The 26,414-nt window shown below is 67.2% G+C and carries 25 protein-coding genes and 1 pseudogene; 13 read left to right on the top strand and 13 right to left on the bottom strand.

All coding sequences use genetic code 11. The features are described 5' to 3' along the window. Together JWP83_RS18945 and JWP83_RS18940 are read left to right on the top strand one after the other, a co-directional pair. A partial coding sequence (locus tag JWP83_RS18945; protein ID WP_297732964.1) for an acyl-CoA dehydrogenase family protein occupies positions 1 to 1,438 on the top strand: 1,438 nt, incomplete at its 5' end. Positions 1,439 to 1,548: 110 nt separating this feature from the next. After that, on the top strand, positions 1,549 to 2,424 hold the full coding sequence (locus JWP83_RS18940; protein ID WP_297732961.1) for a hypothetical protein: 876 nt from the start codon (positions 1,549 to 1,551) through the stop codon (positions 2,422 to 2,424). 78 nt (positions 2,425 to 2,502) lie between these two features. On the opposite strand, the gene JWP83_RS18935 is transcribed toward JWP83_RS18940, so the two are convergent. Next, positions 2,503 to 3,036: a hypothetical protein gene (locus JWP83_RS18935; RefSeq protein WP_297732958.1), complete on the bottom strand. Its 534-nt coding sequence runs from the start codon at positions 3,034 to 3,036 to the stop codon at positions 2,503 to 2,505. A gap of 30 nt (positions 3,037 to 3,066) precedes the next feature. After that, positions 3,067 to 4,149, bottom strand: coding sequence for a ferredoxin--NADP reductase (locus tag JWP83_RS18930; protein ID WP_297732955.1), 1,083 nt, complete (start codon positions 4,147 to 4,149; stop codon positions 3,067 to 3,069). 158 nt (positions 4,150 to 4,307) lie between these two features. Here JWP83_RS18930 and hsaA point away from each other — a divergent pair, with 158 nt between their 5' ends. From hsaA to JWP83_RS18905, 5 genes are all read left to right on the top strand, one after another. Further along, positions 4,308 to 5,492 (top strand): 3-hydroxy-9,10-secoandrosta-1,3,5(10)-triene-9,17-dione monooxygenase oxygenase subunit, encoded by a 1,185-nt coding sequence (hsaA, locus tag JWP83_RS18925; RefSeq protein WP_297732952.1) that lies wholly within the window; start codon positions 4,308 to 4,310, stop codon positions 5,490 to 5,492. Positions 5,493 to 5,495: 3 nt separating this feature from the next. Then, positions 5,496 to 6,374: a 4,5:9,10-diseco-3-hydroxy-5,9,17-trioxoandrosta-1(10),2-diene-4-oate hydrolase gene (hsaD, locus tag JWP83_RS18920; protein ID WP_297732950.1), complete on the top strand. Its 879-nt coding sequence runs from the start codon at positions 5,496 to 5,498 to the stop codon at positions 6,372 to 6,374. Further along, positions 6,371 to 7,273 (top strand): iron-dependent extradiol dioxygenase HsaC, encoded by a 903-nt coding sequence (hsaC, locus tag JWP83_RS18915; RefSeq protein ID WP_297732947.1) that lies wholly within the window; start codon positions 6,371 to 6,373, stop codon positions 7,271 to 7,273. The genes hsaD and hsaC overlap by 4 nt, the downstream gene beginning before the upstream one ends. A gap of 2 nt (positions 7,274 to 7,275) precedes the next feature. Then, the gene (gene hsaB / locus JWP83_RS18910) at positions 7,276 to 7,839 is read left to right on the top strand and encodes a 3-hydroxy-9,10-secoandrosta-1,3,5(10)-triene-9,17-dione monooxygenase reductase subunit (protein WP_297732944.1); all 564 of its coding nucleotides are present in this window, start codon (positions 7,276 to 7,278) and stop codon (positions 7,837 to 7,839) included. Between the two features lie 85 nt (positions 7,840 to 7,924). Continuing rightward, positions 7,925 to 8,743 (top strand): CHAD domain-containing protein, encoded by an 819-nt coding sequence (locus JWP83_RS18905; RefSeq protein WP_297732941.1) that lies wholly within the window; start codon positions 7,925 to 7,927, stop codon positions 8,741 to 8,743. A gap of 62 nt (positions 8,744 to 8,805) precedes the next feature. On the opposite strand, the gene JWP83_RS18900 is transcribed toward JWP83_RS18905, so the two are convergent. Both JWP83_RS18900 and JWP83_RS18895 read right to left on the bottom strand, forming a co-directional pair. Further along, positions 8,806 to 9,240: a hypothetical protein gene (locus tag JWP83_RS18900; RefSeq protein ID WP_297732938.1), complete on the bottom strand. Its 435-nt coding sequence runs from the start codon at positions 9,238 to 9,240 to the stop codon at positions 8,806 to 8,808. 126 nt (positions 9,241 to 9,366) lie between these two features. Continuing rightward, positions 9,367 to 9,588 (bottom strand): annotated as a pseudogene (locus JWP83_RS18895) (kelch repeat-containing protein); the annotation flags it as partial. A gap of 39 nt (positions 9,589 to 9,627) precedes the next feature. On the opposite strand from JWP83_RS18895, the gene JWP83_RS18890 reads away from it, so the two are divergent. Together JWP83_RS18890 and JWP83_RS18885 are read left to right on the top strand one after the other, a co-directional pair. Then, the gene (locus JWP83_RS18890) at positions 9,628 to 10,458 is read left to right on the top strand and encodes an arylamine N-acetyltransferase (RefSeq protein ID WP_297732935.1); all 831 of its coding nucleotides are present in this window, start codon (positions 9,628 to 9,630) and stop codon (positions 10,456 to 10,458) included. A gap of 136 nt (positions 10,459 to 10,594) precedes the next feature. Next, positions 10,595 to 12,436, top strand: coding sequence for a fatty acyl-AMP ligase (locus JWP83_RS18885; protein ID WP_297732967.1), 1,842 nt, complete (start codon positions 10,595 to 10,597; stop codon positions 12,434 to 12,436). On the opposite strand, the gene JWP83_RS18880 is transcribed toward JWP83_RS18885, so the two are convergent. Genes JWP83_RS18880 through fadD3 form a run of 5 tightly spaced genes read right to left on the bottom strand, consistent with a single transcriptional unit; the run spans position 12,426 to position 18,189 of the window. Then, on the bottom strand, positions 12,426 to 13,595 hold the full coding sequence (locus tag JWP83_RS18880; RefSeq protein WP_297732932.1) for a pyridoxal phosphate-dependent aminotransferase: 1,170 nt from the start codon (positions 13,593 to 13,595) through the stop codon (positions 12,426 to 12,428). The genes JWP83_RS18885 and JWP83_RS18880 overlap by 11 nt on opposite strands. Continuing rightward, the gene (locus JWP83_RS18875) at positions 13,592 to 14,548 is read right to left on the bottom strand and encodes an acyl-CoA dehydrogenase family protein (protein ID WP_297732929.1); all 957 of its coding nucleotides are present in this window, start codon (positions 14,546 to 14,548) and stop codon (positions 13,592 to 13,594) included. Before JWP83_RS18875 ends, JWP83_RS18880 begins: the two co-directional genes overlap by 4 nt. Further along, on the bottom strand, positions 14,545 to 15,498 hold the full coding sequence (locus JWP83_RS18870; RefSeq protein WP_297732926.1) for an acyl-CoA dehydrogenase family protein: 954 nt from the start codon (positions 15,496 to 15,498) through the stop codon (positions 14,545 to 14,547). Before JWP83_RS18870 ends, JWP83_RS18875 begins: the two co-directional genes overlap by 4 nt. Positions 15,499 to 15,506: 8 nt before the next feature. After that, positions 15,507 to 16,643 (bottom strand): acyl-CoA dehydrogenase family protein, encoded by a 1,137-nt coding sequence (locus tag JWP83_RS18865; RefSeq protein WP_297732923.1) that lies wholly within the window; start codon positions 16,641 to 16,643, stop codon positions 15,507 to 15,509. A 1-nt stretch (position 16,644) separates the two neighbouring features. Then, a complete protein-coding gene (fadD3, locus tag JWP83_RS18860; RefSeq protein WP_297732920.1) occupies positions 16,645 to 18,189 on the bottom strand; it encodes a 3-((3aS,4S,7aS)-7a-methyl-1,5-dioxo-octahydro-1H-inden-4-yl)propanoate--CoA ligase FadD3 in 1,545 nt (514 codons plus the stop codon). A 59-nt stretch (positions 18,190 to 18,248) separates the two neighbouring features. Between fadD3 and ipdE1 the strand changes: the two genes are divergently transcribed. Beyond that, complete coding sequence (ipdE1, locus tag JWP83_RS18855) at positions 18,249 to 19,397, top strand: acyl-CoA dehydrogenase IpdE1 (RefSeq protein WP_297732917.1); 1,149 nt, start codon at positions 18,249 to 18,251, stop codon at positions 19,395 to 19,397. Continuing rightward, positions 19,394 to 20,182, top strand: coding sequence for a (5R,7aS)-5-hydroxy-7a-methyl-1-oxo-2,3,5,6,7,7a-hexahydro-1H-indene-carboxyl-CoA reductase (gene ipdF, locus JWP83_RS18850; protein ID WP_297732913.1), 789 nt, complete (start codon positions 19,394 to 19,396; stop codon positions 20,180 to 20,182). The genes ipdE1 and ipdF overlap by 4 nt, the downstream gene beginning before the upstream one ends. Positions 20,183 to 20,467: 285 nt before the next feature. On the opposite strand, the gene JWP83_RS18845 is transcribed toward ipdF, so the two are convergent. Then, entirely contained in the window at positions 20,468 to 22,144 is a 1,677-nt protein-coding gene (locus JWP83_RS18845) for a PPE family protein (RefSeq protein ID WP_297732910.1), read from the bottom strand. Positions 22,145 to 22,750: 606 nt separating this feature from the next. Between JWP83_RS18845 and kstR2 the strand changes: the two genes are divergently transcribed. Both kstR2 and fadA6 read left to right on the top strand, forming a co-directional pair. Beyond that, the gene (gene kstR2 / locus JWP83_RS18840) at positions 22,751 to 23,353 is read left to right on the top strand and encodes a TetR family transcriptional regulator KstR2 (RefSeq protein ID WP_297732906.1); all 603 of its coding nucleotides are present in this window, start codon (positions 22,751 to 22,753) and stop codon (positions 23,351 to 23,353) included. A gap of 3 nt (positions 23,354 to 23,356) precedes the next feature. Beyond that, positions 23,357 to 24,526 carry a steroid 3-ketoacyl-CoA thiolase FadA6 gene (fadA6, locus tag JWP83_RS18835; RefSeq protein ID WP_297732903.1) on the top strand — a complete coding sequence of 390 codons (1,170 nt, stop codon included), beginning with the start codon at positions 23,357 to 23,359 and terminating at the stop codon, positions 24,524 to 24,526. Positions 24,527 to 24,597: 71 nt separating this feature from the next. Here fadA6 and JWP83_RS18830 read toward each other — a convergent pair whose 3' ends face one another. From JWP83_RS18830 to JWP83_RS18820, 3 genes are all read right to left on the bottom strand, one after another. Continuing rightward, positions 24,598 to 25,338, bottom strand: coding sequence for a hypothetical protein (locus tag JWP83_RS18830; protein WP_297732900.1), 741 nt, complete (start codon positions 25,336 to 25,338; stop codon positions 24,598 to 24,600). Continuing rightward, positions 25,335 to 25,982, bottom strand: coding sequence for a SatD family protein (locus JWP83_RS18825; RefSeq protein ID WP_297732897.1), 648 nt, complete (start codon positions 25,980 to 25,982; stop codon positions 25,335 to 25,337). The genes JWP83_RS18830 and JWP83_RS18825 overlap by 4 nt, the downstream gene beginning before the upstream one ends. Before the next feature lie 157 nt (positions 25,983 to 26,139). Next, positions 26,140 to 26,414, bottom strand: a 275-nt coding sequence (locus JWP83_RS18820) for a nitronate monooxygenase (protein ID WP_297732894.1), incomplete at its 5' end; no start/stop codon positions are given.

Genomic DNA, 26,414 nt, shown 5'->3' with positions numbered 1-26,414 from the left:
CGAGCTGTTCGTCAAGCCGATCGGCAGCTTCCAGGCCGTCACGCAGCTGTGCGCGGTGTTGCTGTGCCGCGCCGTGCAGGCCGAGGTGGCCGCCGCCGACGCCGCCCGGGCCGCGGCGGAGCCCGATCAAGCCCAGTTCTCGATTGCGGCGGCGCTGGCCGCGAGCATCGGCATCGCCGCCGCGAAGGCGAATGTCAGGGATTGCATTCAGGTGCTCGGCGGCATCGGCTGCACGTGGGAGCACGACGCGCATCTGTACCTGCGCCGGGCGCATGCCATCGGGCGGTCGCTCGGCGGCGCCGAGCGCTGGTTGCGCCGCATCACCGCGCTCACGCAGGCGGGGGTGCGGCGCCGGCTCGGTATCGACCTCTCCGAGGTGGAGGGCCTGCGGCCCGAGATCGCCGCGGCCGTCGCCGACGTCGCCGCGCTGCCCGAGGACAAGCGCCAGGTGGCCCTGGCCGAGGCGGGGCTGCTGGCGCCGCACTGGCCGACACCGTACGGGCGCGGCGCCTCGCCGGCCGAGCAGCTGCTGATCGACCAGGAAATGTCGGCGGCCGGGGTAGTGCGCCCCGACTTGGTGATCGGTTGGTGGGCGGCGCCGACGATCCTCGAGCACGGCACGCCGGAGCAGATCGAGCGCTTCGTCCCGGCCACCTTGCGCGGCGAATTCCTTTGGTGCCAGCTGTTTTCCGAGCCGGGGGCCGGGTCCGACCTGGCGTCGCTGCGGACTAAAGCGGTGCGCTCCGAAGATCCAGCCGGCGGCTGGCTGCTCACCGGGCAGAAGGTGTGGACGTCCGCCGCGCACAAGGCGCGGTGGGGCGTGTGCCTGGCGCGCACCGACCCCGACGCCCCGAAACACAAGGGCATCACCTACTTCCTGGTGGACATGAAATCGCCAGGCATCGAGATCCGGCCGCTGCGCGAGATCACCGGCGACTCGCTGTTCAACGAGGTCTTCCTGGACAACGTGTTGGTCCCAGACGAGATGGTGGTCGGCACGGTGAACGACGGCTGGCGGCTGGCCCGGACCACGCTGGCCAACGAGCGGATCGCGATGGCCTCCGGCACCGCGCTGGGCAACCCAATGGAAGAGCTGCTCAAGATGCTGGCGGAGATGGACCTCGACGCCGCCCAGCAAGACCGGCTCGGACGGCTGATAGCGATCGCCCAGACGGGCGCGCTGCTGGACCAGCGCATCGCCCAGCTCGCCGTGGGCGGCCAGGACCCCGGCGCGCAGTCCAGCGTGCGCAAGCTGATCGGTGTGCGCTACCGGCAGGCGCTGGCCGAATTCATGATGGACGTGTCCGAGGGCGGGGGCCTGGTCGACAATCGGGCGGTGTTCGACTTCCTCAACACCCGCTGCCTCACCATCGCCGGCGGCACCGAACAGATCCTGCTCACCGTCGCCGCGGAGCGGCTGCTGGGGTTACCTCGTTAGCGGGTCACTCCACTTCGCCGAGCCTGTAATTTTGCAGGCCCTTACTCGCACTTTGCCTGCAGGTTTACAGCCTCGGTGAGTTGTCGTTGCCCTGGTCCACTATTCGGCCCATGGCAGGAGTGTTGATCGGTAGCGAAGCCGTCGCGCGGGGAGTTGTGACGCGGCACGAACTGCAACGTTGGTATGAGCCGATCTACCCGGGCGTGTATGCCGCGAAGGGTCAACAACTTTCGTTGCGGGACAGGACTGAAGGCGCGTGGTTGTGGTCGCGGCGCGGGGGAATCGTGGCGGGTGTCGCGGCGTCGGCGTTGCACGGCGCTCGGTGGGTTGACGCCGATATTCCCATCGAGTTGGTCTGGTCGAATACGCGGCCACCGCGGGGAATAGTCGCGCGCGAGCAGTTACAAGCCGACGACGAAGCCCGCCGCGTAGCAGGGTTGCCGGTCACCACTCCCGTGCGAACGGCCTATGACATGGGCCGGTATCTCCCGCGCGGGCAGGCGGTCGCGCGCCTCGACGCGTTGATGCGGGCGACGCCGTTTTCGACCGAGGATGTGCTGCTGCTTGCCGAGCGATACCCCGCTGCCCGCGGGGTACGACGGCTGCGGTCTGTATTGCGCCTTGTCGACGGCGGCGCCTCCTCGCCGAAGGAGACCTGGCTGCGGCTCCTACTCGTCGACGCGGGCCTGCCTTCCCCGACCACCCAGATACCGGTGGTCGAGGGCTACCGCGCCCTGGCCATGCTCGACATGGGCTGGCCGGAGTTCGGCGTGGCTGTCGAGTACGACGGCGACCACCACCGCAGCGATCGGCGTCAGTACGTAAAGGACCAGTGGCGACTGCGAAAGCTCGCGGAATTGGGCTGGGTAATTGTTCGTGTGATCGCCGAGGACAAGCCCGAGGATGTCGTGGAGCGCGTCGGGCGGGCGCTGCTCGCCAGAGGTTGGCGACCCGAGTGGGCAGCCATAGTTGCGCTGGCCGGGTAACTGTTTCGTCGAGCCTGTAATTCCGCAGGCCCTTACTCGGACTTTGTCTGCAGATTTACAGGCTCGGGCTAGGAGAACTTAGGAGAACGTCGTCTGCGCGCAGGTGCTGGGCGAGGTGATGTTGACCCCGGGATAGACCACCTGGATGTGGGTGCAGACGATGACGCTGATGTCGGTCTTGGGCTGGCCCGTCTGCCAGTCGGTCGAGTCGATGCGGCCCGTCGTCTGGTACTTGTCCGGCGGTCCTTCGCCGAAGTACACGGTGGTGACTTCGTCGTTCCCCATGGCCTTGTGGACGCGTTCGTATTGGCCGGCCGCATGCGCGTCGAGGTAGGCCAACCGGTTCGTCGAGCGGATCTCGCTGGTCTGACGCGCCCACAGGCCGGGCGGGAATCCGGTGACACCGTCGGGCGTGCGCGTGTCGGCCCCGGCCGTGAAATCGCAGTGGCCGTCTGATTTGTAGCAATCGAGGCTGATGTGTGTCTCCAGCTGGTTGGGGCCGTCCAGCGGGAACAGGGTGGTGGCGCTGTTCCTCGCCGCGGACGAGACCGGGCTGGGCAGGATCGTCAACATGCCACCGACGACTGCAAACGCCGATATCAGCCGCATCATCGCCGCTCCCCTTCCCGGTTCGCTACCCGACTACTCGTCGTAGGTGACTTCTACCGAATCAGATTCCGGGCGAGATTGACAGGCCAAAATCAGGCCTTCGTCGAGATCCTGCTGCTCCAGCACGTCGTTGACCTCCATATTCACCTTGCCGCCGCGCAAGGTGCAGGCGCACGCGCCGCAGTGGCCCTCCCGGCAGGAGAAGGGCGCGTCGAGGCCTTTGGCGAGCAGGACGTCAAGCAGCTTGGCGTTGCGCGGCCACGACACCGTGTGGGTTTCGCCGTCCAGCTGCACGACCGCGGTTGCCGGGGGTTGATCGCCTTCGGCGGTGTCTTCCACTTTGACCGCCGCGAACGGATCCGACTCCAGCGACTTGAACACCTCGATATGGACCTGCGCGGCGGGCACTTTCAGACCCTCCAGCGCCTCCCGCGCCGCGTCCATGAAAGGGCCTGGCCCGCAGATGAATACGGGCCGATCAGTGTAGGGGGCGGCCAGCGTCGCGAGCGCGGTCGCGCTGGGCAGTCCCTGCAGCGATTCCAGCCAGTGCAGCACCGTAAGCCGGTCGGGATACTTGGCGGACAGCTCGCGCAGCGCGTCGGAGAAGATCACCGAGCGCTCGTCGCGGTTGGCGTAGACCAGCGTCACCTGCCCGCTGCCCTCGGCCAGCGCCGACTTGCAGATCGACATGATCGGGGTGATCCCGCTGCCGGCGGCCAGCAGCAGGAAGTCGTCGTCGAGGGTCTTGGGCACGAAGTTGCCCGATGGCGCCAGCACGTGGATGCGCATGCCCGCCTTCGCGTGGTCGCACAACCAATTGGACGCGTATCCCTCCGCCGTCCGCTTCACCGTGACGGTGAGCGCGTCGTCGGTGTACGGCGAGCTGCACAACGAATAGCAGCGGGCCACCGAGCCGGTGCGGTCGCTGGGGACGCGCAGCGTCAGGAACTGCCCGGGCGCATACCGGAGCCGCCCCGCCGGGATGTCCGGGTCCCCCTCCTCGTCCGGCACCGCGAACACCAGCGACCGCGCCTCGTCGGTCTCGGCGACGACCTCGGCGATCTGCAGTTCAAGGACGTGATCGCCCAGCGGCTCGTCGGGAATCGCTTCCGTCAAGACCCGTCCTTCCTTTTTCCGCACAACTAGAACATGTTACAGAAAAACCGATCTATACCGCTACCAGCCGCAGGAATACCCTGCTCGACACGAATCGGAACGTGTTCTAGTCTTCTGTGTAAGTCCACTGTCTAGGTCTGGCCGGGGAGGCAAACCAAGTGACGTCCATTCAACAGCGTGACGCGCAATCGGTGCTAACTGCCATCGATGATCTGCTGCCGCAGATTCGGAAGCGCGCTCAGGCGACGGAGGACCTGCGCCGGCTGCCCGACGAGACGGTCCAGGAGCTCGAGGACATCGGTTTCTTCACCCTGTTGCAGCCCGAGCAGTGGCGTGGGCTGCAGTGCGATCCCACGCTGTTCTACGAGGCCGTCCGCCGACTGGCGAGCGCGTGCGGTTCGACCGGCTGGGTGAGCTCGATCATCGGCGTGCACAACTGGCACCTGGCGCTGTTCGACCAGCAGGCCCAGGAGGAGGTCTGGGGCGAGGACACCAAGACGCGGATCTCGTCGTCGTACGCCCCGATGGGCGCTGGAGTCGTGACCGACGGCGGGTACCTGGTCAACGGCTCGTGGAACTGGTCGTCGGGCTGCGACCACGCCTCGTGGACGTTCGTGGGCGGCCCGGTCATCAAGGACGGCCGGCCGGTGGACTTCGGCAGCTTCCTCATCCCGCGCAGCGAGTACCGCATCGACGACGTCTGGCACGTCGTCGGCCTGCGGGGGACCGGCAGCAACACGCTGGTGGTCAAGGATGTCTTCGTGCCCCGGCACCGGTTCCTGTCCTACAAGGCGATGAACGACGGCACTGCCGGGGGATACCAGACCAACACCGCCCCTGTCTACAGGATGCCTTGGGGCACAATGCATCCCACCACCATCTCGGCACCGATCGTCGGCATGGCCTACGGTGCGTACGACGCGCACGTCGAGCACCAGGGCAAGCGGGTGCGGGCGGCGTTCGCCGGCGAGAAGGCCAAGGATGACCCCTTCGCCAAGATCCGCATCGCCGAGGCGGCCAGCGACATCGACGCGGCGTGGCGGCAGCTGATCGGAAACGTCGGCGACGAGTACGCGTTGTTGGCCGCCGGCAAGGAGATCCCGTTCGAGCTGCGCGCCCGCGCCCGCCGCGACCAGGTGCGCGCCACGGGTCGGTCGATCGCCTCGATCGACCGGCTGTTCGAGGCATCCGGCGCCACCGCGTTGGCCAATGACCAGCCGGTGCAACGGTTCTGGCGCGACGCGCACGCCGGGCGGGTGCACGCCGCCAACGACCCCGAGCGCGCCTACATGATCTTCGGGAACCACGAGTTCGGGTTGCCGCCCGGCGACACCATGGTCTAGCCGATGACGGCCACAACGGGGGAGTTGACGTTCGAGTCGACCTCGCGCTTCGTTGAAGTCGATGTTGACGGACCGCTGAAGCTGCACTACCACGAGGCGGGGGTCGGCAACGACCAAACCGTGGTGCTGCTGCACGGCGGTGGTCCGGGCGCGTCGAGCTGGACGAACTTCTCACGCAACATCGCGGTGCTGGCGGAGCATTTCCACGTGCTGGCCGTCGATCAGCCCGGGTACGGGCACTCCGACAAACGCGCGGAACACGGGCAGTTCAACCGCTACGCCGCCCGGGCGCTCAAGGGGGTCTTCGACCAGCTGGGCCTGGGACGCGTTCCGCTCGTGGGCAATTCGTTGGGCGGGGGCACGGCGGTGCGGTTCGCCCTCGACTACCCCGACCGGGCCGGGCGACTGGTGTTGATGGGTCCGGGCGGGCTGAGCGTCAACTTGTTCTCGCCCGACCCGACCGAGGGCGTCAAGCGGCTGTCGGCGTTCTCCATGGCGCCCACCCGGGAGAACCTCGAAGCCTTCCTGCGTGTGATGGTCTACGACAAGAACCTGATCACCCCCGAGTTGGTGGATCAGCGTTTCGCGTTGGCCAGCACGCCGGAATCGCTGACGGCGACCCGGGCGATGGGAATGTCGTTCGCGGGGGCCGACTTTGAGGTCGGCATGATGTGGCGCGAGGTGTACAAGCTGCGCCAGCCGGTGCTGCTGATCTGGGGGCGTGAGGACCGGGTCAACCCGCTGGACGGCGCGCTGGTGGCGCTGAAGACCATCCCGCGTGCGCAGTTGCACGTTTTCGGGCAATGTGGGCACTGGGCGCAGGTGGAGAAGTTCGACGAGTTCAACAAGCTGACCGTTGATTTCCTGGGAGGCGCGCGATGAGTATCCGGTCCATGGGCTATCTGCGCATCGAGGCCACCGACATGGCGGCCTGGCGCGAGTATGGCCTGAAGGTGCTCGGCATGGTCGAGGGCAAGGGCAGCACCGACGGTGCGCTATATCTGCGGATGGACGATTTCCCCGCGCGGCTGGTCATCGTGCCCGGTGAGCACGACCGGCTCTCGGAGGCCGGCTGGGAATGCGCGAACGCCGAAGGCCTGCAAGAGATCCGTAACCGGCTCGACGTGGAGGGAACCCCGTACAAGGAGGCCACCGCAGCCGAGCTGGCGGATCGCCGGGTGGACGAGATGATCCGATTCTCCGACCCGTCGGGCAACCCGCTGGCCGTCTTCCATGGTGCAGCCCTGGAGCACCGCCGGGTGGTCAGCCCGTACGGGCACAAGTTCGTCACGGGCGAACAGGGCCTGGGCCACGTGGTGCTGACCACTCACGACGACGCCGAGGCGCTGCACTTCTACCGGGACGTGCTGGGCTTCAGGCTGCGCGATTCGATGCGGATGCCGCCACAGGTGGTCGGGCGGCCGGCCGAAGGGGCGCCGGCGTGGCTGCGCTTCTTCGGCTGCAATCCCCGCCACCACAGCCTGGCTTTCCTGCCGCTGCCGACGCCGAGCGGGATCGTGCACCTGATGGTCGAGGTCGAAGAGGCCGACGACGTGGGCCTGTGCCTCGACCGGGCGTTGCGCCGCAAGGTGCCGATGTCGGCCACCCTGGGCCGTCATGTCAACGACCTGATGCTGTCGTTCTACATGAAGACACCCAGCGGCTTCGATGTCGAATTCGGGTGCGAGGGCAGGAAGGTCGACGACCACGATTGGATCGCCCGGGAAAGCACCGCGGTAAGCCTGTGGGGCCACGACTTCACTGTGGGCATGCGCGGCTAGCCATGTCGGCGCCGATCGATCCGCGGGCCTTCCGGCAGGTGCTGGGTCAGTTCTGCACCGGGATCACCATCATCACCACCGTGCACGAAGAGGTGCCCATCGGCTTCGCCTGCCAGTCTTTCGCGGCGTTGTCGCTGGATCCGCCGCTGGTGCTGTTCTGCCCCACCAAGGTGTCGCGATCCTGGAAGGCTATCGAGGCCAGCGGGCGGTTCTGCGTCAACTTGCTGACTGAAAAGCAGAAGGATCTGTCGGCCCGGTTCGGGTCGAAGGAGCCCGACAAGTTCGCCGGGATCGACTGGCACCTTTCGGAATTGGGTTCGCCGATCATCGACCGGTCGCTGGCCTACATCGATTGCACGGTGGCGTCCGTGCACGAGGGTGGGGACCACTTCGTGGTGTTCGGTGGGGTCCAATCGCTGTCGGAAGCTCCGAAGATCAAGCCGCGGCCGCTGCTGTTCTACCGCGGTGACTACACCGGCATCGAACCAGACAAGACGACGCCGGCCCAGTGGCGCGACGACCTGGAAGCGTTCCTCACCACGACGACACAGGACACCTGGCTCTAGGGGCTCGAGCACCGACAAGCCAATGTTTGGGGGCCGCGGGCTTCCGGGAATGCGTCCTGGTATGTGCTCATCAGCCACACGAGCGGTGAAGGACTACCTAAACGCTCAGATCGACGAGATCGAAATCGGCGACTCGGAACTGCGCCGCGAACAGGACCAAGAGCCCATTCACGACACGCGGGTCGCGATCCGCCGATTGCGGAGCACCCTGCGCATATTCGCCAAAGCGCTGGACGGTGCCAAGCTCGGCGATGCGGACGGCGAATTGAAGTGGTTTGCGGCGCTCCTCGGCGACGTCCGCGATTGCCAGGTTCAGTGGCGCCGGCTCACCAAGGCGCTGGACGGGATGCCCGACGAGCTGATCCTGGGCCCGGTCCGGTCGCGGATCCGCAACGAGCTGCAGTCGATTGAGCTTCCCGCCCGCGGCCGGCTGACCGAGGCGATGGACTCCGACCGCTACCGGACGTTGATGGCCGCGCTGCGCGGTTGGCGCGCCGAACCGCCCGTCGGCCAACGGATCTCCACCAGGACGCTGCGCAAGGCGGCCCGCCGTGCGGAACGCAAGGCGGATCGGCGGCTCGCCGCGGCGCTCGAATCCGGTCCTGAAGCTGGAGAGGCCACGATACTGCATCGCGCGCGCAAGGCCGCCAAGCGCGCCCGTTACGCCGCCGAGCTGCGCGCGCCCTTGGATAAGCGAGCCAAGCGAACCTTCAAGCACTACAAGCAAATTCAAAGCTTGCTCGGTGACCACCAGGACACCGTCGTCGCCAGCGACGCGCTTCGGCGGATGGCACTGACCGCGGGAACGACGGTGGGGGAGAACGGCTTCAGCTACGGCATGCTGTACGCGCGCGAACAGCAGGTCGCGCGCCAGTGTCGCGAAGACGCTTTACAGCTCGTGTAGAGGGCGCGCCCGGTGGCCCGCTGAGGGGGCGGGCCACCGGGGTCTGGCCGGCCGGCCCGGGTTCAGCTGGATGCGCGGTGATGCCGCGCCGACTCCGCGTCGGTCGCCGGTTCGGTTGACGTGTCGCCGAGCGCTTCCTGGTGACTGTCGGCGGGCGTCGCACGGGTGTCGTTCGGGGCCTTCGGGTCGATCCTGTCGGCGCGCTTCCACTGGTCCTCGAGTTGCTCACGCGAGGTCGCCGCTTCGCTCTGATGGGTGGCCGCGCGATCCTGCAGCCTGGCGGCTTCGGCGGCCTTGGCTTCGGCCTCGGCCTGCGCCGCACGCGCCTTGGCGGCCGTCTCATCGGCAAGTGCTTGTCGCCGTTCGGCCCTGGTCGTCGCGACCTTGGCCTGTTCGCGAATCTCCTCGGCCTGCCGCCGGCGGCGTCGATGCGTCGCGGCGTTGGCCGCGACGATCACCGCGGCAATCACGAGGACCGCCACAACGGCGGCGATCACAATCCAAACAGTGCTCGTACTCATGGGTGCTCCGTCGGTTCAGGTGGTGATGCTGCTGCCCGTCCGTACCGGGTCCCCATATTTTACAGATAAAAAACAATCGGGCGTTTTAGCATGCAACCGACTCTATTTGAAATCTAGCGCCTCTACCGTCGCAATGTGACCCTCGTGGGTCGGCCGATCCGCGCCCCCGATGCAGTAGACGGTGTTGCCGACCGTCGCCACCACCTCGGCGTGACGCGGCGTCGGCATGGGGGCCAACGTGCTCCACTTTCCGTCGGCGATCTCGTACATCTCGACCACGTTCAGCACCATCGTCGGTTCCTCGCCACCGGCCACCACGATCCGGGCATGAGCCATCCGGGCGACTCGGGCCAGAATGGCGATATGACGCTGGATCTGAACGGGTATTTCGACCGCATCAACTTTCGCGGCGTCGCTGAGCCGACGCTCGACGCGCTCCAGGGCCTGGTGAGCGCTCACACGCGCACGGTCCCGTTCGAGAACCTCGATCCGCTGATGGGAACACCCGTCGACGACCTCGGTCCAGACGCGCTGACCGACAAGCTGGTTCACCGGCGCCGGGGCGGCTATTGCTACGAGCAGAACGGGCTGATGGGTTACGTGCTGTCGGAACTCGGCTTTCGGGTGCGGCGACTGGCCGGTCGGGTGATCTGGATGCTGCCGCCCGACGCGCCGTTCCCGGCGCAGACCCACACCGTGTTGGCGGTGACGTTCCCCGGCTCCCAGGGGTCATATCTCGTCGACGTCGGCTTCGGCGGGCAGACACCACCCTCTCCGATCCGGATCGAGACCGGCAGCGTCCAACAGACCACGCTCGAGCCGTACCGACTCGAGGACCGCGGCGACGGGCTGGTGCTGCAGGCCCTGATCCGCGGCGAGTGGGTGCCGCTCTACGAGTTCGCCACGCGGACCGCACCGGCCGTCGACCTGGAGGTCGGCAGCTGGTTCGTTTCCACCCACCCGTCGTCGCACTTCGTGACCAGCCTGATGGCCGCGCGGGTCGCCGACGATGCCCGTTTGAACCTGGCCGGGCGCAACCTCACGATCCACGGCGCCGACGGCAGCGAGAAAATCCGGCTGGCCGACGCGGCCGCCGTCGTCGACACCCTCGCCGACCGGTTCGGCATCAACGTGGCCGATCTGGGCGACCGCGGTGCGCTCGAGGCCCGTCTCGACAAGGTCCTCGACGCGTAAAGCGAATTCGCCGTGTGGTTCGCCGCGGGCCCGATATCCGACGTGATGACCGCCATACCCCCTCAAATGCGGCATATAATAAGAAGGTCTATTAACCTGTCCCAACGTGTGTCCGGATTACGGGGTGAGCAATGTCATGGGGGCCGGCTCGGGCAGTGTAGACGCTAACGCTGCCCCTGGCGGCAGGATTGTCGTGCCCGAGGGCGCGACGTTGACGTCGAATTTCGATCGCAACCGCGAGCTGTTCGGTGACAGCCCGGCGTACCGCTTCATCGACTACTCGCAGGACCAAGATGGGCGGATCGTCGAGCTCAGCTGGAATGAGCTGTGGTCGCGCGTTTGCGCGATCGGAGCCCGTTTGCAGCAGGTCACCAAGCCCGGTGATCGGGTTGCGATTCTGGCGCCACAGGGCCTGGACTATGTAGCGGGTTTTTTCGCTGCCATCCACGCAGGCAACGTCGCGATTCCGCTCTTTGCGCCGACGTTGTCGGGGCACGGCGAGCGGTTGGCGGCGGTGCTGGCCGACGGCCGGCCCGCGGCGGTCTTGACCACGACCGCGGCGGCCGAATCGGTTCGGACGTTTATCCGGACTTTGGCCCCGCGCGAGCGGCCGCGGATGATCGCGGTGGACGCGGTGCCCGCAACGCTCGGCGCGACCTTTACCGACGTCGTCCGCGATACCGACGATCTCGCCTATCTGCAGTACACGTCGGGCTCGACGCGCACGCCGGCCGGGGTGGAGATCACCCACCGCGCCGTCTACACCAATGCGATGCAGATGATCCTGCACGGCGGGCTGAACACGGACGTCCAATGCGTGAGCTGGCTGCCCCTGTACCACGACATGGGATTGATGATGATCGTGTTCACGGCGTTTTTCGGGGCACACGTCACGCTGATGGACCCCATGGCGTTCCTCCGTCGGCCCTACCGATGGATCAAGCAATTGGGTATTGCGGCGACCCGCGGCCGGACCATGGCGGCGGCGCCGAACTTCGCCTTCGAGTTGACTGCCCAGCGGGGCGTTCCGGCCGGGCCGGAAGCTGAAGCCCTCGATCTCAGCAACGTGGTGTGCCTGCTCAACGGGTCGGAGCCGGTGACCATGTCGGCCATCGAAAAGTTCACAAACGCGTTCGCCCCGTATTGTCTGCCCGCCACGGTGGTCAAGCCGTCCTACGGGATGGCGGAGGCGACGCTGTCGGTCGCCAGCATCGCCTCGGATGCCGCGGCCAGCGCCATCTTCCTCGACCGGGAGCAGCTCGGCGCCGGCCGCGCGGTGGTCGTCGCGCCGACGGCGCCGGGTGCGGTCGCCCATGTGTCGTGCGGCCAGCCAATCCTCGAGCAGTGGGCGGTGATCGCCGACCCGGACGGCGCGGAGGTGCCCGACGGTACCGTCGGGGAAATCTGGTTGCACGGCAACAACATCGGTCGCGGATACTTCGGCCGCGAGGACGAGACACGACGGGTGTTCGGCAACAAGCTTCAGTCTCGGCTCGACGTTGGTAGCCATGCTGACGGCGCTGCTGACAACGGCTGCTGGCTGGCCACCGGCGATCTCGGCGTGTACGTCGACGGCGAACTGTACCTGACCGGGCGGATCAAGGACCTCATCATCATCGATGGCCGCAACCACTACCCGCACGACATCGAAACCACGGTCAGCGAAGCTTCAAGTGCGGTCCGGACGGGCTATGTCGCCGCGTTTTCCGTTCCCACCGATGCGCTCCACGCGTCGGGCAGCTCGGGTGCTCAGGCCGGCGAACAGGTGGTGGTCGTAGCCGAGCGCGCCGCGGGCGCGAGGGGTGTCGATCCTGACCAGATCGCCGACGCCGTGCGCGCAGCGATCTCGCGGCACCACCAGATCCGCGTCGCCGATGTGCGGCTCGCGGCCGCCGGGGCCATCCCCCGCACGACGAGCGGCAAACTCGCCCGCAATGCCTGCCGGGCCGATTACCTCGCCGGGCGATTCAACCGCTGACGGACAACCAGGGCCCGGTCCGGCGCAGCGCCTCCTCGATGTCGCGCGTGGGTCCGGCGAACGACAACCGGACGAACGAATTGCCACGCGCGATGTCGAAGTCGATTCCCGGCGCGATCGCAACACCGGTGTCGGCCAGCAACTTTGAGCAGAACCCGAGCGAGTCGTTGGTGAAGTCCGAGACGTCGGCGTACACGTAGAACGCGCCGTCGGTGGGCGCCAGCCGATCGACGCCGATTCGGCGCAGGCCGTCGAGCAGCAGCGAGCGGTTGATCGCGTAATGCCGCAGGTTGCCGTCGGCTTCGGCGGTGGCCTCCGGGGTGAACGCCGCCACCGCGGCCAGCTGCGACAGCACCGGCGGGCAGATGGTGAAGTTGCCGGTCAGGCAGTCCACCGCCCGGCGCAGCTCGGAGGGCAACAGCAGCCACCCGAGCCGCCAGCCCGTCATCGCATAGTACTTCGAAAAGCTGTTGACTACCACCGCATCTCGCGATGTCCGCCAGGCGGAGCTGGTCTGCGGCGCCCCGTCGTAGACCAGTCCGTGATAGACCTCGTCGCTGATCAGCCGCACCCCGGTGGCCTCGCACCACGATGCGATCGCGGCCAACTCGGCCGGCGGTATGACCGTCCCGGTGGGATTTGCGGGGCTGGCGACGATCACGCCCTTTACCGGCGGGTCGAGCTCGGCGAGCAGCTGCGCGGTGGGCTGAAACCGGGTCTCCGGCCCGCAGGCGATGTCCACCACCTCACATCCCAGCGCCGACAGGATGTTTCGATAGCAGGGGTAACCGGGGCTGGCCAGCGCGACGCGATCTCCCACGTCGAAGCACGCCAGGAACGCGAGCAGGAAGCCGCCCGAGGAACCCGTGGTCACAACGACCGCGTCCGCCTCGACGTCGATCCCGTGTTTGCGTTGGTAATCAGCCGCGATCGCGGCGCGCAGCTCCGGAATACCCAGCGCGACGGTATAACCCAGCTGGTTGAGGTGCAGCGCGGAGGCCGCGGCCGCGCGCACCGGCTCGGGCGCGCCGACGCTCGGCTGGCCCGCCGACAGGTTGACCAGGTCGCCGTGGCTGCGCTGGCGCTCCGCGGCCGCCAGCCAGACATCCATCACATAGAACGGCGGGATGCCGGCGCGCAGTGCGACGTGGTCGGTCACGTTTGCAGGACTTCGGATTCCAACTGGCGCAGCAGCTCTCGCGGCGAACCGAGCAGGTGGGCGCTGCCGTGCGCGCGTTTGAAATACAGGTGCATATCGTGTTCCCAGGTGATCGCGATGCCGCCATGCAGCTGAATCCCCTCGGCGGCGACGGTTTTCAGCGCCTCGGTGGCGGCGAGGCGCGCGGTGGCGGAGTTGGTGGGCGTGGGTTCCTCGCACGCGTCGGACACGACGGCCTTCGCCGCGGTGACGGTGACATACAGATCGGCCATCCGGTGCTTGAGCGCCTGGAAGCTGCCGATCGGGCGGCCGAATTGCACCCGGTTCTTGGTGTATTCGACGGTCAGTTCCAGGCAGCGTTCGGCGGCGCCGATCTGCTCGGCCGCCAGCAGGATGGCCGCGGTGCCCGCGATGCCCGGGTCGGCGCCGATCGTCTCGGTCTCTTCAGGCCGCACGCGGGCGAGGCGGCGGGTGGGGTCCATGGTGGCGACGGGCTGCGCGCTGAAGCGGGTCCACCTGCTCAACTGGCCGCCTGGGCCGTCCGCGGTGGCGACGACGACGTCGGCGATGTCGCCGTTGACCACGTAGTCGGGGTCGAGCACCAGCGCGCCGATCGAACTGCCCTCGGCAAGCTCGGTCAGTGTCTCGGCGTCCGGCGCGGGCGACGCGAGCAACGCCAGCTCCGCGAGCGTGGTGCCCAGCAGCGGAGAGGGCACCAGCGCGCGGCCCAGCTCCTGCAGAACGGCTGCGGCGTCGGCCAATTCGCCACCGGCGCCGCCCAGCTCCTCGGGGATCACCAGCGCGGCGGCGCCGACCTGCTCACACAGCAGTTGCCACAGTGACTCGTCGTAGCCGCGGTCGGACTCCGTCGCGGCCCGCACCGCCGCCGGGTCCGCATGCTTGGCCACCAAAGCCGCGACGGTCTCCCGCAGCATCTGCCGTTCTTCACTCACAACGCCTCCAGCACTCTTAGCCGATGCGCCTCGGGGCCACCCCAGGCCGAGCGTAGTGCCTGCACGCGTAGCAGCCACAGCGACAGGTCGTGTTCCTGGGTGAACCCGATCGCGCCGTGCGTTTGTAGCGAAGCGCGCGCCGCCAGCAGCGCCGCCTCGGATGCCGCCGCCTTTGCCGCGCTGACGTCCCGAGCGCCCGCGCTCGGGTGATCAGCCAAGGCCAGCGCTGCCCCGTACACGAGCGGTCGGGCCAGCTCGATGGCGATGTGCACGTCGGCCAGCTTGTGCTTGATCGCCTGATACGAGCCGATCACCCTTCCGAACTGGCTCCGTTGCTTGGCGTAGTCGACCGCGCCGTTCAGCAGCGCCTCGGCGGCGCCGACCAGCTGCGCCGCGGTGGCCAGCACCCCGAACTCGTAGGCGCGCTTGATATCCGCTTGCCAAGTGTTGCCGGTCGGCGCGACGTCGTAGAGGTGGCGGCTGGGATCGACGGACTCGTGTCGTTCGCCTGCCTGCGCTTCGGTGACGCGATCGTCGGTGGCCAGCAGCACCAGCCCGGCCGCATCGGCGTCGACCGCGCGCGGCACGTGCGGCGGGAGCGCGACGGTCGCGATGAGCTCGCCGGCGGCCAGGCCCGCGCAGCGCTCGTCGCCGCCGAGCAAAATCGGTGCCACGGCGATCGATTCGGCCACGGGGCCGGGCACGCACCAGCGCCCGAGGCGTTCCATCGCGACCACCAGGTCGACGGGATGGGCGTCGATACCGCCGAATTTCTCCGGCACCGCCAGCGCGGTGACGCCCAGGTTGGCCAGCTGCTCCCACACCTTCCGGCCGGGCGCGCTGTCGCCCGCGGACCAGGCGCCGACCGCCCCCGGCAGGTCCGCGGCGCCCAGCGCCGCGTCGATGCTGGCCGCGAAGTCGCGCTGCTGCTCGTCCAATGCGAAGTCCACTGTCGCTGCTACCCCTTCTTTTCCCGGGGCAGACCCAGCAGCCGTTCCGAGATGATGTTGCGCTGGATTTCGTTGGTGCCGGCGTAGATTGGGCCGCCCAGCGCGAACAGCAGCCCGTCGGTCCAGGGGCCGGCGAGCTCGCCGTCGGCGGCCAGAATGTCAAGCGCGGTCTGGTGCAGCTGTACGTCGAGGTCCGACCAGAACACCTTGGTCACCGACGATTCGGCGCCGAGTTCACCGCCGGCGGCCAGCCTGCTCACCGTGCCGAAGGTCTGCAGGCGGTAGGCCTGCGCCTTGATCCACACATCGGCGACCCGGTCGGCGAATCCCGGGGGGCTGCCGCGGTCCTTCCACAGCTGCACCAAACGCTCGGCCGCGGCAAGGAAGCGGGCCGGGCTGCGCAGCGACATGCCGCGCTCGTTGCTCGACGTGCTCATGGCCGCCCGCCAGCCGTCGTTCGGGGTGCCGATCACGTCCTCGTCGGGAACGAAGACGTCGTCGAGAAAGATCTCCCCGAAGCCGGTGTCGCCGCCGAGTTGGACGATGGGCCGCACGGTGACGCCCTCCGCCTTCAGGTCGAACATGAGGTAGGTCAGGCCGTTGTGCCGCTCGGCTGCGGGGTCGGAGCGGAACAGCCCGAATCCCATCTCGGCGAACGGCGCCCGCGAGCTCCAGATCTTCTGCCCGTTGAGCAGCCAGCCGCCGTCGGTTCTGGTGGCGGTGGACCGCAACGATGCCAGATCGCTGCCGGATTCGGGTTCCGACCAGGCCTGCGCCCAGATCTGTTCGCCGCTGGCCATTTTCGGCAGGATCCGGTCGAGCTGCTCCTCACTGCCGTGCGCGAACAGCGTCGGCGCCAGCATCGAGGTTCCGTTGGCGCTGGCCCGCCCCGGCGCCCCGGCGCGAAAGTACTCCTCCTCGAACACCACCCAATGCAGCAGCGGCGCGTCGCGACCCCCGTACTTCTTCGGCCAGGTGATCACCGACAGGCCGGCGTCGAACAACACGCGATCCCAATGCCGGTGCTGCGCAAAGCCTTCGGCGCTGTCATAGGACTTCGTCGGGATCGAGCCGGCGTTGGCCGCGAGGAAGTCCCGTACCTCGGCTTGGAAGGTCAGCGTCTCTTCGTCCAATTGCAGATCCAATTCAGGCCAACTCTCGCAGTTGTGGTTTGACCACCTTGCCGCCAGCATTGCGCGGCAACTCGTCGACGAACCGCACCGACCGCGGTGCCTTGAAGTTCGCCAAATGCTCACGGGTGTAAGCGATCACCGATTGCTCGTCGAGGTTAGAACCGGGCCGGGTCACCACGAAGGCGCGCCCGACCTCGCCCAGCCGCTTGTCGGGGACCCCGATCACCGCGGCGTCGGCCACCGCTTCCATCCGGGCCAAGACCTGCTCGACCTCGGCGGGGTAGACGTTGAATCCGCCGCAGATGTACATGTCCTTGAGCCGGTCGGTGATGCGCAGGTTGCCCGCCTTGTCGACGGCGCCGATGTCGCCGGTGTGCAGCCAGCCGTCGGCGTCGATGGCGGCGGCGGTGGCCGCCGGGTCGTCGAGGTAGCCGAGCATCACGTTGGGCCCCCGCAGCAGCACCTCTCCCGCTTCGCCGGGAGTCGCCCCGTCAATCCGCAATTCGAAGTCGGCGAACGGACGCCCGCAGGTCGTGGCGACGGTGACCGCGTCGTCGTCGGCGCGGCACATGGTTCCCATTCCGTTGGCCTCGGTCAGGCCGTAGGCCGTCAGCACGATATCGATGTCGAGTTCGGACTGCATGCGCTCGACCAGCACGACCGGCACCGTGGCCGCCCCGGTCACCGCGAACCGCAGCGAGCTCAGGTCGTGGTCGCGTCGCGCCGGATGGTCCAGCAGCGTCTGGTAGATGGTGGGCGGCCCCGGAAGCACGGTGATGCGGTGTTGCTCGATGGCCCGCAGCGCGTGCGGCGGGTCGAAGGTCAGGTGCGGGATCAGCGTCGCGCCGGTCTGCAGGCAGGCCAGGATGCCCGCCTTGTAACCGAAGTTGTGGAAGAACGGGTTGATGCAGAGGTAGCGGTCGTCGCCGGTGATTTTGCCGTTGGCGGCCCACGACGCCGAGGCCGACAGCGACTGCCGGTGCGCACACATCACGCCTTTGCTGCGTCCCGTGGTGCCGGAGGTGAACAGGATGTCGCTGACGTCGTCGGGCGCGACGGCGGCGGCGCGTTCGGCCACCGCGGCTAGGCCATTGGGGTCGGAGCCTTGGGCCATGAACTCGTCCCAGGTGCCGTCGTCAGCCTCGATCGGCACCCTCACGATGTGGCGCAGCGCCGGCAGGGCGTCGCGGTCCAGGCCGGCGACCCGGTCGGCGCCCAGAAACCGGCCCATCGCGAACAACACCGGCGCATGTGCGCGGGCCAGGATGTCGCCGGCTTCCGCGGCCGTGTATCGGGTGTTCAGCGGCACCATCGCGGCCCCGGCGTGGTGAATCGCAAGGCAGGCCACCACCCAATGCCAGGTGTTCGGCGACCAGATCGCCACCCGGTCTCCGGCCCGCACGCCCAGCGCGATGAGCGCCGTCGCCGCACGGTGTACGTCGTCGCGCAGGGCCGCGGACGTGAAGGACCGCTCGTCCGTGATGAGCGCGGCGTGGTCGGGAAGCTGGCGCGCCAAACGATCCAGCGCCGCGGGCACGGTGCGGGGATCGGTGGTCATCGACGCATCTCCTACGGCGCGCTAACAAAGCAAGTGCTTGGTAGGTTAGCCTACAGGGCATGCAGGACGTCGAGGAGTTCCGGGCCGAGGTCCGCGGTTGGCTCGCCGACAATCTGGTCGGCGAATTCGCAGCTCTCAGGGGCCTCGGCGGGCCCGGGCGTGAGCACGAGGCGTTCGAAGAACGCCGGGCATGGAACCAGCATCTGTCGGCCGCGGGGCTGACGTGTCTGGGGTGGCCGGTCGAGCACGGCGGCCGCGGGCTGTCGACCGCGCACCGGGTGGCGTTCTACGAGGAATACGCCCGGGCGGACGCGCCGGACAAGGTCAATCACTTCGGCGAGGAGCTGCTGGGGCCGACGCTGATCGCGTTCGGAACTCCAGAGCAACAGCAGCGCTTCCTGCCGCGCATCCTCGACGTCACGGAACTGTGGTGCCAGGGCTATTCCGAACCCGGCGCCGGCAGCGACCTGGCCAACGTCTCGACGACCGCTGAACTCGACGGCGATCAATGGGTCATCAACGGCCAGAAGGTGTGGACGTCGCTCGCGCACCTGTCGCAGTGGTGCTTCGTGGTGGCGCGCACCGAGAAGGGCTCCAAGCGGCACGCCGGCCTCTCGTACCTGCTGGTGCCGCTGGACCAACCGGGCGTCCAGGTCCGGCCGATCGTTCAGATCACCGGCACCGCGGAATTCAACGAGGTGTTCTTTGACGACGCGCGCACCGACGCTTCGTTGGTGGTCGGCCAGCCCGGCGACGGCTGGCGCGTCGCGATGGGAACGCTGACCTTCGAGCGCGGAGTCTCGACACTTGGGCAGCAAATCCGCTACGCCCGTGAGCTTTCCAACCTGGCCGAGCTCGCGCAGCGCAACGGCGCCGCCGACGACCCCTTCATCCGGGAGCGACTGACCCGGGCGTGGACCGGCCTGCGCGCCATGCGCAGCTACGCCCTGGCCACCATGGACGTCGAGCAGCCCGGCCAGGACAACGTGTCGAAGTTGTTGTGGGCCAACTGGCATCGCGATCTGGGCGAGCTGGCGATGGACGTGATCGGCAGGCCCGGGCTGACGTTGTCCGACGGGGAACTCGACGAATGGCAGCGCCTGTTCCTGTTTACCCGCGCCGATACGATCTACGGCGGGTCCAACGAGATCCAGCGCAACATCATCGCCGAGCGAGTGCTCGGCTTACCGCGAGAGGTAAAAGGATGAGTCTGTCCGAAGCCCCGAAAGAGATTGCCGGACATGGGCTTCTGGAAGGCAAGGTGGTCGTCGTCACCGCGGCGGCAGGCACCGGCATCGGGTCGGCGACCGCCCGTCGGGCGCTGGCCGAGGGCGCCGACGTCGTCGTCTCCGACCACCACGAGCGACGGCTGGGGGAGACCGCCGACGAGCTGTCCGCGCTGGGGCTGGGCCGTGTCGAGAAGGTGGTGTGCGACGTGACGTCCAGCGTCCAGGTCGACGCCCTGATCGACTCGACTACCGCGCGCCTGGGGCGCATCGATGTGCTGGTCAACAACGCCGGACTCGGTGGGCAGACGCCGGTAGCCGACATGACCGACGACGAGTGGGACCGCGTCCTGGATGTCACGCTGACGTCGGTGTTCCGGGCCACCCGCGCGGCGCTGCGGTACTTCCGCGAGGCGTCGCACGGCGGCGTGATCGTCAACAACGCGAGCGTGCTGGGCTGGCGCGCCCAGCACTCGCAGTCGCACTACGCCGCGGCCAAGGCCGGGGTGATGGCGTTAACCCGGTGCAGCGCAATGGAAGCCGTCGAGTACGGCGTCCGCATCAACGCGGTGTCCCCGAGCATCGCCCGGCACAAGTTCCTCGACAAGACGACATCGCCCGACCTGCTCGACCGACTGTCGGCCGGTGAGGCCTTCGGCCGTGCCGCCGAGCCCTGGGAAGTTGCGGCCACCATCGCGTTTCTGGCGAGCGACTACTCGAGTTACCTGACCGGCGAGGTGATTTCGGTATCCAGTCAGCACCCGTGAGTCGAAGGGTCACGGCAACGCCCGAGCGACGCTAAACAGGCCCGTGAGACCGGTGCTTTCGAAAAGCGGCGTAGTTCTCCTGAATCGCGGGAGCGGCGGCACTCGGAACGGTGCTGCCAAAACCCGGGTAAGCCGCGGACCGTTGGAGCGCAACTAGCCGACGAGTGGCGTCTGTCGCGGTGTCAGGGACTTGTCAGTATTAGGGCAGCACTCGAACGCCGACCTAGGCACTGCCCACCGCTTCGCAATCGGCCCGGACGACCCTTCAGCCGCCTGGCTAACTCATCAGGACAGAGCGGACTCCAGGCTGAAGAGGCCCGAGATCAGGGTGCCCGTGTTGAACAAGCCAGAGCTCAGGCCGCTAGCGGTCGCGCCAGGGAACACGCTCTTCGGGACGCCGGTGTTGAAGAAGCCCGACATCTCGCCGTTTACGAAGTTGCCGCCGCTGGCCGTGTTTCCAAAGCCGGAGACTGCCCCGCCCGCGCCGGTGGCCGTGTTGTTGAAGCCAGAGATCCCGGTGCCTGTGTTGTTGAAGCCCGAGTTAGTGGCGCCGCTGTCGGTGGTGGCCCCAAAGCCGGTGTTCACGTTGCCCGAATTCCAGAAGCCCGTGTTTACGCTGCCCGAGTTCCCGTTGCCGGTATTGGTGCTCCCCGAGTTATCGAAGCCCGTGTTGAACGAACCAGCGTTTCCATAACCGGTGTTGAAAGCGCCCGAATTGCCGAATCCGGTGTTGAGTTCGCCCCCGTTCCCAATGCCGAAGTTCCCAAGACCCGAGTTTCCGATGCCGATGCCGCCGGTCCCCGTATTCCCGATGCCCAGGCTGTTGATGCTGCCGGGGTTGAGCTGGTTGATGCCCGAACTGAAGAGGCCGACGTTGCCGCTGCCCGAGTTGAAGAAGCCGATGTTGTTGGAGCCGGAGTTCCCGAAGCCGATGTTGCCGGTGCCCGAGTTGAGGCCGTCAAAATGGAATTGGCCAGTCGCCGTGTCGTAATTTGCACCCCCGACACCGACCAAATTGTTACCGGTGAGCCCGAATCCAATGTTGCTATTCCCCTTGTTTCCGCCGCCCCAGTTTCCGTTACCGGTGTTGCCTAACCCGGTGTTGTTGTTGCCGGTGTTGCCCATGCCCATGTTGTAGCCCGTGGTGAGGCTGCTGGCGGTGTTGCCCAAGCCGATGTTTCCGAGGCCGCTGTTTCCGGAGCCGAAGTTGCCGTTACCGCGGTTGCCGCTGCCGATGTTGTTGTTGCCGGCGTTCCCGCCACCCAGGTTGGAACTGCCGGTGTTGCCGCTACCAACGTTGCCGCTGCCTTTGTTGCCGTTGCCCACGTTGGCGTTGCCGATGTTGCCAATGCCGAAGTTGGGCAGGGTCTGCAGGAACTGCTGAAGGCCGGCCGGGATGGGAATCAACGACGCGGCCGCCGCCGAGGCCCCCCCGTGATAGCCCACCATCGCCGAGACATCCGCCGCCCACATTTCCTCGTACTGGGATTCGGCTGCCATGATCGCCGGCGCATTGAACCCCAAGAAGTTCGACTGAACCAATTGAACGAACACATTGCGGTTAGCCGCCACCGCTAACGGATGGATCGTCGCGGCGCGCGCAGCCTCAAACGCGCTCGCCACCGCCCGCGCCTGGCTGGCTGCCCCCTGAGCTTGGCTTGACGCCGCGCTCAGAAACCCCGCGTACGGGGCGGCCGCGGCCGTCATCGCCTGAGAGGCCGGGCCCTGCCACGACTGACCGGCCAGTCCGGAGGTCACCGACGAAAACGATGATGCCGCCGATCCCAATTCGGAGGCCAGCCCTTCCCAGGCCGCCGCCGCGTCAAGCATCGGCGCCGAACCCGCCCCGATGAACATTTTTAAGGAATTGATTTCTGGCGGTAGCACTAAGAAACTCATGACCGTTGACCTCCCGAAAGTCTCAGTCGTCGTTGGTTGAGCAGTCGAGAACTTCCCGGACATTACGGCGACGCACGAGAGTGCGTGGGGATTTCGCAAAATTCGTCCAGATACTTCATGATCCACCAGGTGTTGTGGTGACAAGTTGGCCAGCACAGGCTGGAGGCCATCGCCGCGCGGGAGATGGCCGCCGACCTTCGCATCCTCTCCGGAGCCTTTAGTTCGTGACGCCTGGACTGGCTCTTTACCCCTTGGCGAGATAATTGACAGCGACGCAAACCCTGCAGATTTATGAGGCCGCTTCGACCCCCGAAGTCACCGCGGAAACGACGACGCCGCCGAACCGGACTCGAAAAGCCACGCCATTCCAGGCCATCGACGCTTCGGGAATCGGTGCCGAGCCCGCACCGTGAATATCAGGACCGCAAAATCCACCGTGGTTGGCCTCTTACCGTTTCACCGACCGCTTCCCGAAGCGACCGGTGCCCGACTAAGCGGTGGGAATTGGCGTCGCGTCCACCTGGCGTCGGCGATCGGTCGCCCATATTGGTCAATTCCGCAATGCGAGGGCGCTGCCACGTTGGCAGGGCGAATTTCGACTTTCCACCGGGATGCTCGCCGCCGCCGGGTCCGTTCGCCGAGCAAGCGCTTGGTTGATACCCTGGTCGGATGGACCGAGTGACCGGTCAGGCGAACAGCCGGCGGAACGAGTTGCTAGAACTCGCCGCGACCATGTTCGCCGAGCGGGGTCTGCGCGCCACCACCGTGCGCGACATCGCCGACGGCGCGGGCATTCTGTCCGGGAGTCTGTACCACCATTTCTCCTCCAAAGAGGAGATGGTCGACGAGCTGCTGCGCGGTTTCCTGGACTGGCTGTTCGTCCGCTACCGCGAGATCGTGGACAGCGAGGCCAATCCGTTGGAGCGGCTCAAGGGGCTGTTCATGGCGTCGTTCGAGGCGATCGAGGATCGCCACGCGCAGGTCGTCATCTATCAGGACGAGGCCAAACGGCTACTGTCGCAGCCCCGGTTCTCCTACATCGAGGACATGAACCGCCAACAACGCAAGATGTGGGTCGAGGTGCTCAATCAGGGCGTCGACGAGGGCTACTTCCGGCCCGACCTCGACGTCGACCTTGTCTACCGATTCATCCGTGACACCACCTGGGTGTCGGTGCGCTGGTATCAACCCGGCGGACCGCTCACCGCACAGCAGGTGGGTCAGCAATATCTCGCCATCGTTCTTGGTGGGATCACCAAAGAAGGAGTCTGAAAGATGGCTGCGTTTTCTCAGGCCTATGTCATCGACGCTGTGCGTACCGCGGTCGGCAAGCGCAATGGCGCACTGGCCGGGATTCATCCCGTCGACCTTGGTGCCCTGGGCTGGCGCGGACTGCTCGACCGGGTCGACGTCGATCCCGCCGCGGTCGACGATGTGATCGCCGGTTGTGTCGACGCCATCGGTGGGCAGGCGGGCAACATCGCCCGGCTCTCGTGGCTGGCCGCCGGTTATCCCGAAGAGGTTCCCGGCGTCACCGTGGACCGGCAGTGCGGCTCCAGCCAGCAGGCGATTTCCTTTGGCGCGCAGGCGATCATGGCCGGTACGGCCGACCTCATCGTGGCCGGCGGCGTGCAGAACATGAGCCAGATCCCGATCTCGTCGGCTATGACCGTCGGCGAGCAGTTCGGATTCAGCTCGCCCACAAGCGAATCCAAGCAGTGGCTGCACCGGTACGGCGATCAGGAGATCTCGCAGTTCCGCGGCTCGGAGCTGATCGCCGAGAAGTGGAACCTGTCGCGCGAAGAGATGGAGCAGTACGCGCTGACCAGCCACGAGCGTGCGTTCGCGGGCATCCGTGGCGGACACTTCGACAACGAAATCATCACGGTGGAAACCGAATCCGGGCCGTTCCGGGTCGACGAGGGCCCGCGCGAGTCGTCGCTGGAGAAGATGGCAGGCCTGAAGACACTCGTCGAGGGCGGCCGACTGACGGCGGCGATGGCCAGCCAGATCTCAGACGGCGCAAGTGCGGTGCTGCTGGCTTCCGAGCGGGCCGTCAACGATCACGGGCTGAAACCCAGGGCCCGCATCCACCACATCAGCGCCCGCGCCGCCGACCCGGTGTTCATGCTGACCGGGCCCATTCCGGCCACCCGCTACGCGCTGGAAAAGACCGGGCTCTCAATCGAAGACATCGACACCGTCGAGATCAACGAGGCGTTCGCGCCGGTGGTACTGGCGTGGCTCAAGGAGATCAAGGCGGACCCGGAAAAGGTCAACCCCAACGGCGGTGCGATCGCCCTCGGTCATCCCCTGGGCGCGACCGGGGCCAAGCTGTTCACCACCATGCTCAACGAGCTCGAGCGCATCGGCGGCCGCTACGGTCTGCAGACGATGTGCGAGGGTGGCGGCACGGCCAACGTCACGGTCATCGAGCGCCTCTAACCCTTTTGCCGCGCCGAGTGTGAAATCCACGACGCGTCGTCGCGTCGTATCGTTCACACTCGGCGATGCGGTTACGGGGTTGCCAGGACCAGCCCGATGCCACCGAGCGCCAGCAGCCAACTCGCGAAGCTACCGACCAGGAAGTACTCGGTCACCTCGTCTATGCCGACCCCGCCATCGCGGCCCTTTTGGGCGCTCAACTCGGGAAAGCGGATGATCCCCTTGGCGGCGACGACGGCGCTGGCCGCGGCCACCTGGCCGCCGACGCCAAGGCTCAGGATCAGCAGGCGTTCCATCGGTCCCAGCAGCCGGCCGCCCTTGAGCCGGTCCGACGGCTGCGGCTCGCCGGCCGGCCGCACCGCGCCCACGCAGCCAAGCACGAGGCGCACCAGCTGATTTGCGGTGGCGAACTGGAACAGGACCACACCCACGATCATCAGCAGCCGGGTGGGGGTGACGTGATTGAGCGGCAGGTGTACCCAGGCGGACCAGCGCGAGATGACGCCGCCGACCGTCGAGGACCATCCGGACAACGCCGCCAGCAGCGCCAGCGTGGCGCCGAACACGGCCAGCGGGGCCACTTGCTGCCGGCCGCTGCGCTCGCTGCGCAGGCATAGCCACTCCCAGACGACTGCCGTAGTGGCCGTCAGCACGATCAGCGCGATGTCGCCGCCATGCCACAGGGAACCCAGCGTCGCACACACCACCACCACGACCGGTCCGATTACCAGCGGCGGCCATACCGCGCGGGCCGCTCGCCGGCACAGGTCGGCGACTCCAAGCGCCACCAGAAAGACCGCGACGGCGCTCACGGCAGACTCCGAAGATATTGGCTGGCAAGGACAATCAGATCCAAACCATCTCGGCTCGCGCGCTGGGACACCGCCGACGGGCTGATGCCCTCGGCCTCGGCGAGCTCTTTCTTGGTTCGGCCTGTCATCAAGCCCCTCACAATCCGCAACGATCTTTCATCGAGCGATCCAAGCAGATGGTCCCGACAAATCAGGGCCGCGTTGACCGCGGCCGCGTCGCTGCGCGTGTCGCCGTCCGCTCGGAACGTGGTGCGCACCAGCGTGAACCCGGGCTGGCGCTGAGCCTCCGCGGTCTGCTGGATGGCGTCTCGGGCCGTCCACCAGCCGGGCCCGTCCTGGATTCGCGCGTCGGCGTCGAGGATGGTGACCGTGCCCCAGCCGATACCGAATCGGACATCGACCTCAGGCGCAAGCAGTAGACGCACCGTAAGGGCCGCGTCTATGGCAGCACCGACGGTGGGGTAGCTGCCCTGAAACTCGTCGCCGACGGTGAAGGCGGGTGGGTCGAGCGCACCGCCGGCGACCTGGCGCAGGGCGGCGGCGACGCGTCGGTGCAGTCCGGGCCGGTCGCCGGCGCGCCTGGATCCCACCACGTCGCCGATCACAGTTGCGCGGATTGAAGGTGATTCCTTCAGCGTGGCCATATGAAGATTATAGCTTAATACGTGCGAGAGTTAGGCATATGCTAAATGGCTGGCGCAGGTTGCTCTGCGCCTCCTTGACCCGCAGGGATCACGCCGCCCGCCGACGCCGAGTGTGAAACACGCGACGGTTCAACGGCCGCGTGTCGCGTCGTCAGATTCACCCTCGGCGTGCGGGGCTAGCGTCCACCAGCGCAGACGCCGCCCGCAGGTGTTCGATCGCGTCGTGAACGATCGATTCGATCAGCTCGGCGCACGAGGGCAAGTCGTCGAGGATGCCGGCCACCTGGCCGGACGCCAGCACGCCGGCCTCGGTGTTGCCCTCGACCAGCCCCGCCTTGAGCAGCATCGGGGTGTTGGCCGACATCACCACCTGCGACCAGCTCAGCTCCTTGCCGTGGCGCATCGCCAGGCCGTCGCGGATCATCGAGGCCC

The sequence above is a fragment of the Mycobacterium sp. genome, from assembly GCF_025965855.1.
GTDB lineage: Bacteria > Actinomycetota > Actinomycetes > Mycobacteriales > Mycobacteriaceae > Mycobacterium.
This window is presented reverse-complemented; position numbering and strand designations above follow the sequence as displayed.

What these genes read in the sequence shown, in the direction of transcription:
- hsaC (WP_297732947.1), top strand. Translation starts at nt 6,371, where the DNA reads ATGAGTATCCGGTCCATGGGCTATCTGCGCATCGAGGCCACCGACATG.
- JWP83_RS18940 (WP_297732961.1), top strand. Translation starts at nt 1,549, where the DNA reads ATGGCAGGAGTGTTGATCGGTAGCGAAGCCGTCGCGCGGGGAGTTGTG.
- JWP83_RS18885 (WP_297732967.1), top strand. Translation starts at nt 10,595, where the DNA reads ATGGGGGCCGGCTCGGGCAGTGTAGACGCTAACGCTGCCCCTGGCGGC.
- JWP83_RS18890 (WP_297732935.1), top strand. Translation starts at nt 9,628, where the DNA reads ATGACGCTGGATCTGAACGGGTATTTCGACCGCATCAACTTTCGCGGC.
- JWP83_RS18825 (WP_297732897.1), bottom strand. Translation starts at nt 25,982, where the DNA reads ATGGCCACGCTGAAGGAATCACCTTCAATCCGCGCAACTGTGATCGGC.
- fadD3 (WP_297732920.1), bottom strand. Translation starts at nt 18,189, where the DNA reads ATGACCACCGATCCCCGCACCGTGCCCGCGGCGCTGGATCGTTTGGCG.
- ipdE1 (WP_297732917.1), top strand. Translation starts at nt 18,249, where the DNA reads ATGCAGGACGTCGAGGAGTTCCGGGCCGAGGTCCGCGGTTGGCTCGCC.
- hsaD (WP_297732950.1), top strand. Translation starts at nt 5,496, where the DNA reads ATGACGGCCACAACGGGGGAGTTGACGTTCGAGTCGACCTCGCGCTTC.
- ipdF (WP_297732913.1), top strand. Translation starts at nt 19,394, where the DNA reads ATGAGTCTGTCCGAAGCCCCGAAAGAGATTGCCGGACATGGGCTTCTG.
- fadA6 (WP_297732903.1), top strand. Translation starts at nt 23,357, where the DNA reads ATGGCTGCGTTTTCTCAGGCCTATGTCATCGACGCTGTGCGTACCGCG.
- JWP83_RS18845 (WP_297732910.1), bottom strand. Translation starts at nt 22,144, where the DNA reads ATGTCCGGGAAGTTCTCGACTGCTCAACCAACGACGACTGAGACTTTC.
- JWP83_RS18935 (WP_297732958.1), bottom strand. Translation starts at nt 3,036, where the DNA reads ATGATGCGGCTGATATCGGCGTTTGCAGTCGTCGGTGGCATGTTGACG.
- kstR2 (WP_297732906.1), top strand. Translation starts at nt 22,751, where the DNA reads ATGGACCGAGTGACCGGTCAGGCGAACAGCCGGCGGAACGAGTTGCTA.
- hsaB (WP_297732944.1), top strand. Translation starts at nt 7,276, where the DNA reads ATGTCGGCGCCGATCGATCCGCGGGCCTTCCGGCAGGTGCTGGGTCAG.